Source organism: Weizmannia acidilactici (assembly GCF_008974185.1).
GTDB lineage: Bacteria > Bacillota > Bacilli > Bacillales > Bacillaceae_C > Weizmannia > Weizmannia acidilactici.
In genome coordinates, this window is record NZ_BKZP01000028.1 from 1 (window position 1) to 14086 (window position 14086).

13 protein-coding genes are annotated in these 14086 nt (G+C 46.7%); 2 read left to right on the top strand and 11 right to left on the bottom strand.

All coding sequences use genetic code 11. The features are described 5' to 3' along the window. Nucleotides 1-13: 13 nt before the first annotated feature. From fni to BpJC4_RS11890, 6 genes are all read right to left on the bottom strand, one after another. A complete protein-coding gene (fni, locus tag BpJC4_RS11865) occupies nucleotides 14-1048 on the bottom strand; it encodes a type 2 isopentenyl-diphosphate Delta-isomerase (protein ID WP_151680843.1) in 1035 nt (344 codons plus the stop codon). 111 nt (nucleotides 1049-1159) lie between these two features. Further along, entirely contained in the window at nucleotides 1160-1834 is a 675-nt protein-coding gene (locus tag BpJC4_RS11870) for an N-acetylmannosamine-6-phosphate 2-epimerase (protein ID WP_151680842.1), read from the bottom strand. Between the two features lie 22 nt (nucleotides 1835-1856). Next, on the bottom strand, nucleotides 1857-2087 hold the full coding sequence (locus BpJC4_RS11875; protein ID WP_151680841.1) for an excisionase family DNA-binding protein: 231 nt from the start codon (nucleotides 2085-2087) through the stop codon (nucleotides 1857-1859). A gap of 69 nt (nucleotides 2088-2156) precedes the next feature. Then, nucleotides 2157-4196 (bottom strand): Na+/H+ antiporter, encoded by a 2040-nt coding sequence (locus BpJC4_RS11880; RefSeq protein WP_151697947.1) that lies wholly within the window; start codon nucleotides 4194-4196, stop codon nucleotides 2157-2159. A 466-nt stretch (nucleotides 4197-4662) separates the two neighbouring features. Further along, entirely contained in the window at nucleotides 4663-6573 is a 1911-nt protein-coding gene (locus BpJC4_RS11885) for a PTS fructose transporter subunit IIABC (protein ID WP_151697948.1), read from the bottom strand. A 163-nt stretch (nucleotides 6574-6736) separates the two neighbouring features. Beyond that, the gene (locus tag BpJC4_RS11890; RefSeq protein WP_151680838.1) at nucleotides 6737-7495 is read right to left on the bottom strand and encodes a DeoR/GlpR family DNA-binding transcription regulator; all 759 of its coding nucleotides are present in this window, start codon (nucleotides 7493-7495) and stop codon (nucleotides 6737-6739) included. Between the two features lie 285 nt (nucleotides 7496-7780). Here BpJC4_RS11890 and BpJC4_RS11895 point away from each other — a divergent pair, with 285 nt between their 5' ends. Continuing rightward, a complete protein-coding gene (locus tag BpJC4_RS11895) occupies nucleotides 7781-8884 on the top strand; it encodes a glycerol dehydrogenase (protein WP_151697949.1) in 1104 nt (367 codons plus the stop codon). Nucleotides 8885-8926: 42 nt separating this feature from the next. Here BpJC4_RS11895 and BpJC4_RS11900 read toward each other — a convergent pair whose 3' ends face one another. From BpJC4_RS11900 to rlmN, 5 genes are all read right to left on the bottom strand, one after another. Beyond that, nucleotides 8927-9457, bottom strand: coding sequence for a hemerythrin domain-containing protein (locus tag BpJC4_RS11900; protein ID WP_151680836.1), 531 nt, complete (start codon nucleotides 9455-9457; stop codon nucleotides 8927-8929). A gap of 373 nt (nucleotides 9458-9830) precedes the next feature. Next, nucleotides 9831-10640, bottom strand: a complete 810-nt coding sequence (gene yidA, locus BpJC4_RS11905) for a sugar-phosphatase (protein WP_151680835.1) — start codon at nucleotides 10638-10640, stop codon at nucleotides 9831-9833. Nucleotides 10641-11094: 454 nt separating this feature from the next. Then, the gene (locus BpJC4_RS11910; RefSeq protein ID WP_151680834.1) at nucleotides 11095-11412 is read right to left on the bottom strand and encodes a nitrous oxide-stimulated promoter family protein; all 318 of its coding nucleotides are present in this window, start codon (nucleotides 11410-11412) and stop codon (nucleotides 11095-11097) included. 184 nt (nucleotides 11413-11596) lie between these two features. Beyond that, the gene (locus BpJC4_RS11915; protein WP_253693690.1) at nucleotides 11597-12085 is read right to left on the bottom strand and encodes a PTS sugar transporter subunit IIA; all 489 of its coding nucleotides are present in this window, start codon (nucleotides 12083-12085) and stop codon (nucleotides 11597-11599) included. A gap of 409 nt (nucleotides 12086-12494) precedes the next feature. After that, a complete protein-coding gene (gene rlmN, locus BpJC4_RS11920; protein ID WP_151680833.1) occupies nucleotides 12495-13562 on the bottom strand; it encodes a dual-specificity RNA methyltransferase RlmN in 1068 nt (355 codons plus the stop codon). 178 nt (nucleotides 13563-13740) lie between these two features. Here rlmN and BpJC4_RS11925 point away from each other — a divergent pair, with 178 nt between their 5' ends. After that, a complete protein-coding gene (locus BpJC4_RS11925) occupies nucleotides 13741-13986 on the top strand; it encodes a hypothetical protein (protein ID WP_151680832.1) in 246 nt (81 codons plus the stop codon). The last annotated feature ends 100 nt before the right edge of the window (nucleotides 13987-14086 follow it).

The following is a 14086-nucleotide window of genomic DNA, read 5'->3' on the forward strand; positions in this document are numbered from 1 at the left end:
TTTTTGCCAATCATCAATCGGTTTTTCTCAAAAACGACGTGTGCTTCAAAGCATTTAAGTCCTTCGCCCCAATCCCGAACATCGCGATCTTCAGCTCAAGTTCCGTCTGCTCAAAAGTCCGGAGCAAAGCATCAACCGAATTGACCGCATCGTGCAATAGTTTTCTACCAAATCCCGCAAGGTCGGCCCCGAGTGCAATCGCTTTGGCTGCATCCACGCCGTTTTTCATGCCGCCGCTTGCCACCAAAGTACCCTCCACACCGAGGCTGCGCGCGCCGGTGATGCATTCCGCCGTCGGAATTCCCCAATCGGCGAAGGCTTCTGCTGCCGCCTTCTTCAGTGGATCCGACGTCAAATATTTTTCAACCTGACTCCATGATGTGCCGCCCGCACCGGCGACATCGACAAAGGAAACGCCAATGGAAAAAAGTTTATCTGCGAGCCGGCCGTTAATGCCCCAGCCGACTTCTTTGGCGCCGACCGGAACTTCAAGCTTGCTGCAAATTTCTCCAATTTTTACAAGCAAGTCTTTAAAATTCGTGTTCCCGCCCTGCTGGAACACTTCCTGCAGGCTGTTGAAATGCAAAATAAGCGCGTCGGCCCCTGTCAATTCAATGATTCGCCGGCATTCGTCCACGCCGTATCCGTAATTCAGCTGGACGGCACCGAGATTGGCAAGCACCGGAATATTCGGCGCCACATCTCGGACTTGGAAAGTATACGCCTGTTCCGGGCTTTCCAACGCTGCCCGGGTCGACCCTAAAGCAAACACCCAGCCTCTTTCCTCCGCCGCGGCGGCCAAATTGCGGTTAATACTGCGCGCCTGGGCCGTACCGCCGGTCATTGAACTGATCAAAAACGGCGCCTTAAGCTGCTTGCCGAGAAAAGCCGTTTCCGTGGATATCTCGGAAAAATCAAGTTCAGGCAGCGCCTGATGTTCAAAGCGGTATTTCTCAAAGCCAGTTGTCGTTTCTTTCCCGGCTACATTTTCTTCAAGCACCACACGGATATGTTCCGCTTTCCGCTTGGATATGGATGAATCTGCCATTTTCTTCACCTTCCCGCTTTTCTCGTGACGTACACCTGCTTATGCAGGGCAGTTTCAGTTTTCTCATTTTACCAAAAGCCGGGAATGAAAGGAAGAAAAACAGCTGTCTCTTTATTTCTGCACCATAATGGCGTCCACGAATTTTCTCGTGATCAGCTGCGGGCGCGTGATTGCTGAACCGACGACTACTGCAAATGCCCCGAGCCCAAACGCTTTTTGCGCGTCCATCGGCGTATTGATACGGCCTTCCGCAAACACAGGAATTGTGAGCGTTTCTGAAAGCTTCCGGAGCAGTTCAAAATCAGGCCCTTCCTGTTTTGGAGAATATGGGGTGTAGCCGGATAAAGTCGTCGAAAGGCAATCTGCGCCCAGTTCAGCCGCGTGCAAACCTTCTTCATATGTGGAAATATCGGCCATGACGGGCAGGCCTTTTTCATGGACATACCCGATCAATCCGGAAAGCTGTTCGCCGTTCGGGCGTACGCGGCCGGTCGCATCAAGCGCAATCATATCCGGCTTTACGCCGAGCAGTTCGTCGATCTCTTTTTTCGTCGGTGTAATATAAACTTCAGAGCCTTCATAATCCCTTTTTACAATGCCAATTACGGGCAACCCGGTTTCCGCCTTAATGGCCCGGATATCTTCGGCGCCATTTGCCCGGATGCCGGCCGCTCCGCCCTCTTTTGCAGCGAGTGCCATTTTGGACATGATGAACGGGCTGTGAAGCGGTTCATCCTCCAAAGCTTGGCAGGATACGATCAGCTTTCCTTTTACGTTGTCAAACATCCAAAGTCCTCCAATCGCAAGCCTAGTCCTCATCTTTTATGTCCAAATCTTCCGGTACCGGCTCGTTCAGCCATTCTTCCACAAGTTGCCTGTATTTTTCGAGCTGCTGCAAATACATATTAAACTGGTCACGGTTAATTAAATACTGCTCCCCGTCATGCACGGCGCGTATCCGCCTTTGCAGAATTAATTTTTCAATCGTTGATTCCGGCAAAGACAAATATTCCGCTGTTTCCTGAACGGTTAAATACATCGCAGGCACCTCGATTCATTAATTTTCCCCATACGCACGGCATACCTAACAATATCTATGTTCATTATATCACGCATGGAGGTGATGTTCTTCCATCCAATACACTTCCCGGATATTGATTTGCCGTCGGAGTTTACGCGCGGTGTCCCTTGAGATTTTTCCCCTTTCAAAAAGGGACTGGACAGCATTGCGCTCGGCTTGGAAGGCTTTTTCCTGCAGTTCCCTTTCCTGCCGGGTAAACTTTAGTGATGCTTCCATGTTTTTCGGCATGTTTAAATTACGGATAAACTTCCGGTATTCGCTGATGACAAGAAAAGAAATTTCCCTGTTCTCTTCTGTCACGCCGGATTTAATTGACTGGATGGCCGCTTCCGCCATTTCAATTTTGATTTTTTTCATTTTTAAATAACGGTTTTTGCGCTGTTTACGGAGTTTTTTCTTGTTGGGGTAAAGCATGTAAAGCAACCGTATGAAACCTTTTTGGAAGGTCACCCAAATATTCAAGAGCCGGAACTTCATTCGATTGGTAACGGCAATCTCCATGCGCCGGATATATTCAAGGAATAAAAAAGCCATTTCCCGGTCGATGCGTTTGGACTCGATCTGGGATTCAATATAATGCGTTTCCGCATCGAGCGCCTTCATCCTTATGTCCGTTTCAATCCGCTTAAATTTGGGCAAATCCATTTCGTTTTCCTCGATTTTCAGTTGATGGAGAATACTTTGATAGTCGGCAATGACCGCGGCCGCCGCTTCCCGGTTCTCATCATTGATTTGCTTGCGCACAGACTGGATGGCCGCTTCTTTGATAAAAATCGATGCATTTTTTTCCGCTTTCCTCTCCGACTGGTCCGTTTTTTCACTCTCCCGCCTCGCCAAAACCGGCAAAAGAACGCTTGCGATCAACAGCGTCAGCAAAATGACGCCGGCGGCAATAAAAATTAGCAACGAACGTTCCGGAAACGGTTCCCCGTTTACAAGATAGTATGGAATGGAAAATGCACCGGCAAGCGTAACCGCCCCCCTCACCCCGGATACAGTGGTAATCATTGTATGCTTTACCGACGGCTTCGTCAAACGCTGCTTTTTGGACTTCCAGCCGAGCCACCACGAACCATACACCCAGAGAAACCGGAGCAGCAAAAGGGCTGCCGTCACCACGATGATATACGAAATCACTTTGCCGTTATCAAACTCCGGATTTTTCCAAATTTCACTCAAAACGCCCGGCATTTGCTGGCCCAGGAGTACAAAAACAAGCCCGTTTAAAATATAGGTCAAAACCGTCCAGGTGCTGCGCGACACAACTTGGTACGAAAAGTTCGGGGATTGTTCCCTTTTCCGTTCAATCGCATGCACCATTCCGCAGGCAACAACAGCCAAAATGCCGGAGACTTGCATATGTTCCGCCGCCAGATAAATAAAAAACGGAGTTAAAATTTGGATCAGCATATGGACCGTGACATCTTCCATCCCTAGTCGGCGGATCAAAACCCTGAACCGGATAATGAGATAAGCCAAAACTGAGCCGCCGAAAAAGCCGCCTATTGAGATAAGCAAAAAACTGCCGCTTGCCTCGGCAAGTGAAAACGACCCGGTGACCGCGGCGGCGACCGCAAATTTAAATGCAACAAGGCTGGATGCATCGTTCAGGAGCCCTTCGCCCTGCAGCAGATGCATGATGACGCGGGGGACTTTTACACGTTCAGAAATGGCGCTGACCGCTACAACATCGGTAGGAGATAAAATCGCTGCCAAAGCAAAAGCTGCCGCCAATGGAATGGAAGGAATCAGCAGGTGCGTCACGTAACCGACCACAAATACGGTCACAAATACAAGCCCGAGCGCAAGCAGCAAAATCGGCCACCGCAGTTTCCACATTGCTTCTCGCGATACGTTTCTGCCGTCGTAAAAAAGCAGCGGGGCAATAAACAAAACGAAAAACAAATCCGGCTCCAGCGGAATATGGGCCCCGACAGGAACGGCGGCAAAAGCGAGCCCCAGCACAATTTGAATTAACGGCACCGGAATAAAGGGCATAAAGTGGTTCAGTATATCGGAAATTCCAACCAGCAATAGCAAAATCAGCAAAATTAGAAACATGTCCATTTGGAAAATTTCTCCTTATTTCTCTGTATCAAGACAGCTAATAAAACTATACCCAAATCTCGGTTGGATTAATGAAGCAAAGGACCGCCAAACGATCAATTTTTAGAGATTGTTGAAAAAATTATGATGTATTTATGTTATCGCGAATCCGCCGGTGCTTCAATGCTTTTCGCGCCAAACTCGGAAAAAGGGAATGCAGGAGGCAGGGTAAACGGATTGAGGTTCAAAATACATCGGACGGGAGGAAAGGCAAAACAAAGATCGATCCGTCCCGTTTTGTCCTTCATGGTGCCGATGAAAGACAAAAACCACAATCTGCCCGGCTCATTTTGTCCTTCATGGCACCGGTGAAAGACAAATCCCTTCACAATGGCGGCAAAAGTACCAGCCGTAGTTTAATCCGTAAAAAAGAAGGCCGCCCAAAGCCGTATTGCCGGCTTACGGGACAGCCCCCCTATCGTCAATATTACATATTTTTTTGTGCAACCGGCCGTTTCCAAATGCCGAGAATCAAGCCGGCAACCACTGCACCGATGATAATCGAAACAAGGAACAACAGTGCATGGTTGGCAAGGAAAACAACGAAGATGCCGCCGTGCGGAGCAGGCACGTTAATATGCCAGAATTGTGTCAAACCGCCGGCAACCGCAGACCCGATGATACTCGAACCGATGACGCGCAACGGGTCGGATGCCGCAAACGGAATTGCGCCTTCAGTGATAAAGGAAAGACCGAGCACATAGTTTGTAAGGCCTGCTTCTTTTTCCTGTTCGGTAAACTTATTTTTAAAGAACGTAGTCGCAAGGGCGATTGCAAGCGGAGGAACCATACCGCCGGCCATAACCGCAGCCATCATAAGGCCGTTCGTGTTTCCGCTTGACGTGAATACACCAATTGCAAACGTATAGGCCGCTTTGTTGAACGGGCCGCCCATGTCGATCGCCATCATGCCGCCGAGAACAAGTCCCAAAAGCACCGCATTACCTGTGCCTAAGTGGTTCAATCCGCCAATTAAGCCTGTGTTGATCCATTTAATGATCGGGTCAAAAATATAGTACATCAATCCACCGGTAATCAATAAGCCGAAAACCGGGAAAATCAAAATCGGTTTTAAGCCGTTAAGCGTTTGAGGAAGGCCGGCAAAAGCCTTTTTCAAAAATACAATGACATACCCTGCAAGGAAACCGGCTGCCAGGCCGCCAAGGAAACCGGCATTTGAACTTGCTGCGAGGTAACCGCCGACCATACCAGGCATTAATGCAGGGCGGTCGCCGATGCTCGAAGCGATAAATCCGGCCAAGATCGCAATCAGGAAGTGGAATGCCCCTGTATCGCCACCTGCAATCGCACTCAGCATTTTAAAAATCGAGCTGTTTGCGCCGGCCGTTCTTTCAAACAGGAACGAAATCGCGAGCAAAATCCCGCCGCCGACAACAAATGGCAGCATGTGCGAAATCCCGTTCATCAAATCTTTGTAAATTTTTCCCCAAACGGATGTTTTTTCCGCTGGCTCATCATCATTGCTGCTGGCCGAGCTGTCCGCATGATAGACAGGTGCACGCTGCTTCAATACCTTATTGATCAAATCTTCCGGCTTCCGGATCGCATCACTGACCGGCGTTTGCAGCACGCGTTTACCGTCAAAGCGCGCCATCTCAACTTTCTTGTCGGCAGCAACTATAACGCCGACTGCGCGTTCGATTTCATCTTTTGTGAGGCCGTGCTTTACACCTTCCGAACCGTTCGTTTCAACACGGATCGGAATCCCCATTTCTTCCGCTTTTTTCTTCAGGGAATCTTCCGCCATATACGTATGGGCAATCCCGGTCGGGCAGGCAGTAACCGCAACAATGAATTTCTCATCGGATCCGGCGCTTGTACCGGCTGCCGGCGCTTCTTCCTGCGCTTCTTTTGCTTCTTTTTCAGCCTGTTTGTCGTCAAACAGTTTCGCCACTTCAGCAGGAGTTTCCGCCTGTTTCAACTGGTTGACAAACTCCTGGTCAATGAGCAACCTCGATAATGCCGCCAGGGTTTGCAAGTGCGTATCCGCAGCATCTGCCGGGGCCGCAATCATGAAGAACAAGTATGACGGCTGGCCGTCCAAAGCTTCGTAATCAACGCCCTTTTTGCTGCGCCCGAATACGACTGTCGCTTTGTTGACCGCTTTTGTTTTGGCATGCGGCATGGCGATCCCGTCGCCGATCCCTGTGCTCGACTCCTGTTCGCGTTTTAAAATCATTTCTTTAAAAAGAACCGGGTCATTGATGCGGCCGCTCTTTGACAGACTCTCGATCAGTTCATCAATGGCTTCCTCTTTCGTTGTCGCTTGCATATCCATAACCATGGTCTCTTGAACCATCAAATCAGTTATTTTCATCCCACTCACTCCTTTTCTTTCAAATACAACAACAATACCTCTTCCCATAGTGGCCAAACAAACGATGAAGTGGAATACTTGTGATCTATGTTTAAGATGGATATTGTTACTTTTCTTCATGCACAGTCTTTTTCATTTCCGGGGGAAAATAGCTGCTTTGCATTCATTCGCTGTCTTCGCGGGTGATCACCTTCGTTTTGTTTAAAATGGTTGATTTTACCGCATCCGGCAGTTCTTCAGTAATGATAGCGGCTTCTGAAATATCAAACATTTTGCAAAAGGCCACCTCTTGGAATTTGCTGCTGTCTGCAAGCACAAAAGATTGTTCGGAAAGTTCTTTTGCGCGCCGCTTAATCAGCGCTTCTTCCGGATCCGGCGTCGTAAAGCCCATTTCGGGATCCACGCCATTTGCACCCAAAAACGCTTTATCAAACCGGAAGCCATTCAATGTCTGCATCGCGACACTACCGATAACCGCCCTTGTCGTTCGCTTCATCATCCCGCCGAGGAGATACGACAGTATTCCTTTCTCCACAAGCGCTTCTACATGCGGAAGTCCGTTGGTGACAACGATTACATTCCTTGCCTCTATATAAGAGATCATCTCTAGCGTAGTCGTTCCGGCGTCCAGATAAATGCAGTCATTGTCTTTGACCATTTTTGCTGCCAATTGGGCAATGATCCTTTTTTGTTGAACGTTTTTGAGCGTTTTTGTATCCATATCCGGTTCCTCACTCCGACGTTGCAAAAGGGAAGCGCCGCCATGGACGCGCCTGAGCAAATTCATTGCTTCAAGATCCTGCAAATCGCGCCTGACAGTTGATTCTGAAGCATTCAACAGGTTCACCAAATCCTGGACTTTTACAATATGCTTTTTTTGCAAATACCGCAAAATGATTTGATGCCGCTCTTCTGCTAACATGTTTTATTCCTCCGTCTGATGATATTTTATCACAAACGATTTCATAATCAACCGTTTTCAATCAAAAAATATCATTTTTCATCAAAACCGATCAAAATTTTGTCACATTTAATCGAATCAACCTTATTTTAACCGCTCTTCTTCTTTTTTTGAACGTTTTTGAATCATTCAAGCATATTTACGAATAATTTGTGAGCGTTTCCAAAAAACGTTTTCTTTTGGTAAATATGCGGTAAGATAGAGTTATATTTGTTAAGTTTTTCACATACATAAGGAGGAATGGCCATGACGAAAACGATTATCTCGCCAAGCAAGTATATTCAAGGACCCGGCGAACTGTCCAAGCTTTCGGAATACTCCGGCCGGCTCGGAAAACACGCATTTATCATAGCAGATGAATTTGTAACAGGCCTTGTTGGCAAAACAATCGAAGACAGCTATGCCGGCAAAGAAACAAGCTATACGATGGAAAAATTCGACGGCGAATGTTCTAAACAGGAAATTGAAAGGCTGCGTACCGCCTGCAAAGCCGCAGAAGCCGATGTGGTTGTCGGAATCGGCGGAGGGAAAACGCTGGATACCGCAAAAGCAATCGGATACTTTAACGAAATCCCTGTTATTGTCGCACCGACCATTGCTTCAACCGATGCCCCGACAAGCGCACTTTCCGTCATTTATAAAGAAAACGGCGAGTTTGACGAATATCTCATGCTGCCGTTCAACCCAACTTTTGTCATCACGGATACGAAAATCATTACTTCGGCACCTGCCCGCCTAATTGTTTCCGGCATGGGCGACGCGCTTGCAACCTACTTTGAAGCGCGCGCGACAAAACGGGCAAACAAAACGGCGATGGCCGGCGGGCATGTCACGGAAGCCGCCGTTGCCCTTGCGAAACTTTGCTACGACACACTCATTGCAGAAGGACTGAAAGCAAAACTAGCGGCCAAAAACCACCTCGTTACCGAATCGGTGGAAAAAATTATTGAAGCGAATACCTATTTGAGCGGGATCGGTTTTGAAAGCGGCGGCCTGGCTGCGGCATACGCCATCCATAACGGGTTGACCGTATTGGAAGAAACGCATCATATGTACCATGGCGAAAAAGTCGCATTCGGCACCCTCGTCCAGCTGATTTTGGAAGATGCCCCGGAAGAAGAAATTGAAGTGGTCGTTTCTTTCTGCCTGAGCATCGGTCTTCCGGTTACGCTCGCCGATTTGGGCGTTAAGGAAATCAATGAAGAAAAACTGCGGAAAGCGGCTGAACTTTCCTGCGCGGAAGGGGGAACCATTTACAATATGCCGTTTGAAATCACCCCTGAGCTTGTCTACGCTGCTATTGTCACGGCCGATTCAGTCGGGCGGTATTATAAAGAAAAATTGGGTTGATTAAAATCAAAAGCAGAAGGCGGGGCTGCCTTCTGCTTTTGATCAAATTGCAGTTGCGCAAATCTTTTCTTCCAACTCTTTCTTCTCTGCAGGCGAAAGCAAGTTTTCCGCCATCGGGAACAGAACGTTTTCTTCTTTAAAGAAGTGGCTTGTGAGCATTTCGTACATTTGCTGGATATAGGAAGCGAGCACGTCAGCCTGCTCTTCGTCGATCGTTTTTGTGCTGTTCAAGAAAATTTCGATGTATTTTTCCGCTTCATCATGCTCATATTCCATCACAGCGATCGGCCCGCTGTCCCTGCCGATATAGCGCGCCATCATCGTAAACAAAACATTTTCTTCCCTTTCGGAATGATGTTTCAACCGTGCGGAAAAAGCTTCTGTATCTTTTCGAAACTGCGACAATGCTTCCGTTATATTTTCAACTTCACCGTTGTGGATCTGCCCCGCTGCTTCATTCAACGCGCGTTTTAATTCGCTTAAATGTACATGCTCATTTTTTAGCTGTTTGAGGCCTGCACACCATTCGATATCTGCCTCGCCATGCATCATTGCGCAATGCGGCATTTCCATTTTCAATTCCCTCTTTCCTCAAGATTTCTTTTTATTTTACTCAAAGAAAAAGGAATATGGTGTGATTCAGATCATAGTTCCGAAATTTGCTTTTTTTCGCCACTCGGTAATATGCAAATGGATTTTGCTGGTTTAGCATTTGCCCGTTTTGTCTAAACTTTTTGAACCGGACCTCAGTTATCATCCACAATAAAAATATATCGTTATATTGAAGGGATAAGAGAAGGAAAAAGATTTGTCTCAGTTATAAAAGAAAAAGCTTATTTAAAATCTTGCATATATAATTGATTTAAAGACCATTTGCTCAGGGTTTTCCCTTAAAACAAGGGGTTCCCAAAGTTAGTGACAGGCTTTTAAGAGCATCACCCTTCCATCACGACAGTACCAATTTTTCGATCGCGTAGGCAACGCCGTTTTCGTTGTTTGTGCGGGTCTCAAAATCAGCGATGGCTTTCACTTTTGGAACCGCATTGCCCATCGCAACGCCACAGCCCGCGTATTCAATCATCGTTAAGTCATTTTCATTGTCGCCGATGCAGATCACTTCTTCGCGGCGGATGCCAAGGTGTTCGGCAAGTAGTTTGACGGCATTGCCTTTGCTCACTTCTTTATGGAGGATTTCATAATAAAATGGCATGCTCCTCACCATTGTGTACTGATCGCGCACCCAGCCCGGGATCGCTTCAATCGTACGGCTCAGTTTTTCCGGCTCATCAATAAACATGACTTTTGGAATCACAATGTCATGCGGAAATTCATCCAATGTCCGGTAGTGCAGCGGCACCTGGGTCAAATAGGATTCCACAACCGTATATGGGCTGATATCGCGGTTTGGTGTATATAAATACTCGGGATCGAAGAAATGCATCGGCGTTTTCAATTCCAGGCTGAGCGCATACAGCCGCACCAAATCTTCATAACCGATCGACTGCTCCGCAACAACCTCGTTCGTATGGGTGTTTTGCACAAGTGCACCGTTGTAGGCGATGACATAATCATCTTCTTCATTCAGCGTTAAATCTTCAAGAAAACGGCGGACACCCCCGATCGGCCGCCCGGTGCAAAGCACAATTTTCACCCCTTGTTTTTTCGCGTTATGTAAAGCCTCCCGCACTTCATGCGTTACTTCATGCTGGTCATTTAAAAGCGTTCCGTCCATGTCAATCGCAATCAATTTATACATATTTTTCTGCTCCTTGCATCCGAAAAATTTTTCACATGCTTTCATGATAATATATTAAGCCGAATAAATCTATTTTTGTAATAGATTTCACAAATAACTGGAGCAAAAATGCAGGGAACATCCCTGCCCCCTGCATGGGATCCTTATACAATATTCAAGTGCCAATGGCGGTGGCCGCAATCGCTTCAATAAACTGCCGTGAAAATTGTTCCATATCACCGCCTGTTACCACACACGGCTGGTTCAGTCGATTCGCTTCTTTCAAAAAATACCGTACCGCCGTGCACACACCGATCGGTTTACATTGCATAAAGCTGCCGAAGTAAATAAGGCTGCTTCTTTCTCAAATGCAGGGCTTGTCCTCCGGCCGCCCGCGGCATAGATGGCATCAAACAGAAACGGACTACTTGTTAAAAAAGTTTTCCGCCCGCTTCATTTTTTGAACGTAGAAAATCTATTTTTTTAACAGATGCTTAACAGAAAATACGGGGTGATAGAGGAGCATCCACGGGCCGGAGAAGCGCATGACCTTTCTGATTTTTTCACGGTAGTCTTTCCGATAGCAGTGGACCTTGCAGTTGGAGCAGGCGCTCTTTTCTTCGCCGAACCGGCAGAGCGAGAGCCTTTTTAACGCATAGTTTTTTAAATCGAGGCATTCCTCGCACAGCTCTTTGCGGTGGTGTTTTTTCCTGCAGTAAATCGCAATCATTTGGGATACGGTTTCCTTTTCTTTTTGGATAACCGGTCCGTTATTCAGTTCCCTTTTTGGCATGGCTTTCAACCTCTTTTCCAAAAACCTTTCATGTTCACCATACCATGCGATGCTTCAATCGAATTTAACATTTTCCGTACAATTTCCGAACTAAAAATGCCGTAAAGACGATGCATCTTTACGGCATTTTTAGGTTTCTCCCCGGCCAACGTGAAAAATGGGAGCCACTCTCCTTTAACATTTTTTATCCGCGATTGCCCGGTTTCATTTTGATGCGCATAACCCAATCATCGAGCCCGATCGTTTGAGCCGGTGGTACTTCCATGCTTTCTACTTGGTCCATATTGGAAACTGAAATGGAGGAATAAATGTTTTCTGCTTTCGCATCTGTCAATTGGAAGGAAAATTCCATAAGCGGAGCTCCAACGGTAATGTGATCGCCTTCCTTCACCAGGATGACAAACTCTTCGCTTTCCATTGCGGCATCTTCCGAATTCAGGCGGATGGTGATTTCCAAACCTTGTTCCGTCATTAAACTGATGGCATTGTTTTCTGGAGAAATATGGGTGATTCTGCCTGCTGCAGGCGAGTGCACTCTTCCTTCAAGCGGCTGGATGGCAATGCCTCCTTTGCATGCTTGGCCCGTATCTTTGCATGGGATCATATTGCCGGCAATCGGCGAGACAAGGGTAACAATTTTTGAATTTTTTCTTTTAAACCAGTTTCGCATCATGAGGGCACCTCCTTACCTGAAATTTATTCTGTAAAATCTGTATTTTCATTCCCATTATACACCTATTTTGCTTTCTTGTCTTGTTTGACGTAAGGAAACTTTACACGTTTCTGGAGTTACTTTCTTATTTTATAGTATGCTTTACCGCGCAAAAAAGAGCCCGCTGTCGAGACCTTTCCGAAAAATTTTTTACCATTCAACGCCGCTATGGTGAAGACTATGGACGGTTCTTGCGCCTTAATTGGATTCGTGCAATATGCAACCGTTTTTAAATTTGCAGTATATAAATACAGGTATCCGCTTACTATCCCATTTGTTTTGAGTTTTAAACGTACGCCCGCTTCAGGAGAAAGAAAAAAGCCCACACCGCTTTCGGTTCACAAGTCTGAAAAGCGGCACGGGCCTTTTTTCAAGCCGGTTTGCTTGTTTTTTTAATTTGTTTGCTGCGGAGCTGGCCGCATGCGGCATCAATATCGGCACCGTGTTCCTGGCGCACGACGCAATTGATGCCGTTTTTCTTAAGCGTGTCGTAAAACGCCATAATCGATTCTTTATCACTTCTTTGGTACCCGTGCTCATTGACAGGATTGTACGGGATCAGGTTGACATAGGACAAATGGCGCTTGTCCTGCAGCAAATTTGCGAGTTGGAGCGCCTCTTCTTTATGGTCGTTCACATCTTTCAGCAAAATATATTCAAACGTAATTCTGCGGTTAGTTTTCTTTAAATAATAATCAATGGCCGGCATTAATTTTTCTAACGGATAAGCGCGGTTGATCTTCATAATGCGCGTCCTCAGCTCATTATTCGGCGCATGCAGGGAGATCGCCAAATTCACCTGCAGGTCGAGGGCCGCAAACTCGTAAATTTTTGGCGCCAGGCCGCTCGTCGATACCGTGATGTGGCGTGCCCCGATCGCAAGCCCTTTTTGCGAGTTAATGATATGCAGGAAGTTCACCACGTTCTCAAAATTATCGAGCGGCTCGCCAATCCCCATGACAACCACATGGCTGACGCGTTCGCCTTTGCCTGCTTCATCAAAATGTTTCTGTACGTACATAATCTGCTCAACAATTTCGCCGCTTTCCAAGTCGCGGTTTTTCCGCAACAGACCGCTTGCGCAGAAAGAGCATCCGATGTTGCAGCCGACCTGCGTCGTGACACATACCGACAGCCCGTAATGCTGGCGCATCAAAACCGTTTCAATTAAGTTTCCGTCCCTAAGCTGGAACAGGAATTTCACCGTGCCGTCCTTTGATTCCTGTTTCACAACCTGCTTCAACGTATGGATGCTGAAATGCTCCTCCAACAGGCGGAGGCAATCTTTATTCACGTTCGTCATTTCTGCAAAACGATTGACCCTTTTTTGGTACAGCCACTCCCATACCTGCTGGGCGCGAAATTTTTTCTGGCCGTGTTCCAGCATCCATTCAGTCAGTTGTTCTATCGTCAATCCGAAAATGGATTTCTTTTCCATTCTAACCCTCTTTTCTGGAGTTTTGCGCATAATTCCTATTGTAATCGAATTTGCCCCTAATTTCCACAGGTATATGTTGCAAAATACCTGTAGAATCCAAGCTCCATCAAAAGCAGAAAATTTGCCGCAATAAGCAGAATATGTTTCAGTGAACAAAATTTTTAGGGAGAGAAAGGTTATGGAAACAAAAACATTATTCCTGCCATACCGCTGGACAGTTGTCATTCATGAAACGTACCACTTGTACACGAATCAGGAAGACCAGTATGCGTTTGCCGTGCTTGATGAAGATTTGGAGACCGTCATCGCTTTTTCGGTCAACGATTCATCCGTCCGGGTCTCCAGCTGCAGATATGATGTTAAACAAACCATCAATGTTTCCACACGCGTCATTACAATCGACCAACAGCCTGTTGAAGATTAATTTACAGCATTTTTAAAGCGTTATCAGCAAAACCTGCTTTCCCGCAGGTTTTCTTTTTTTCTTGCATCAAAATATGTTTAATTTTTAACGCTTTTATGCA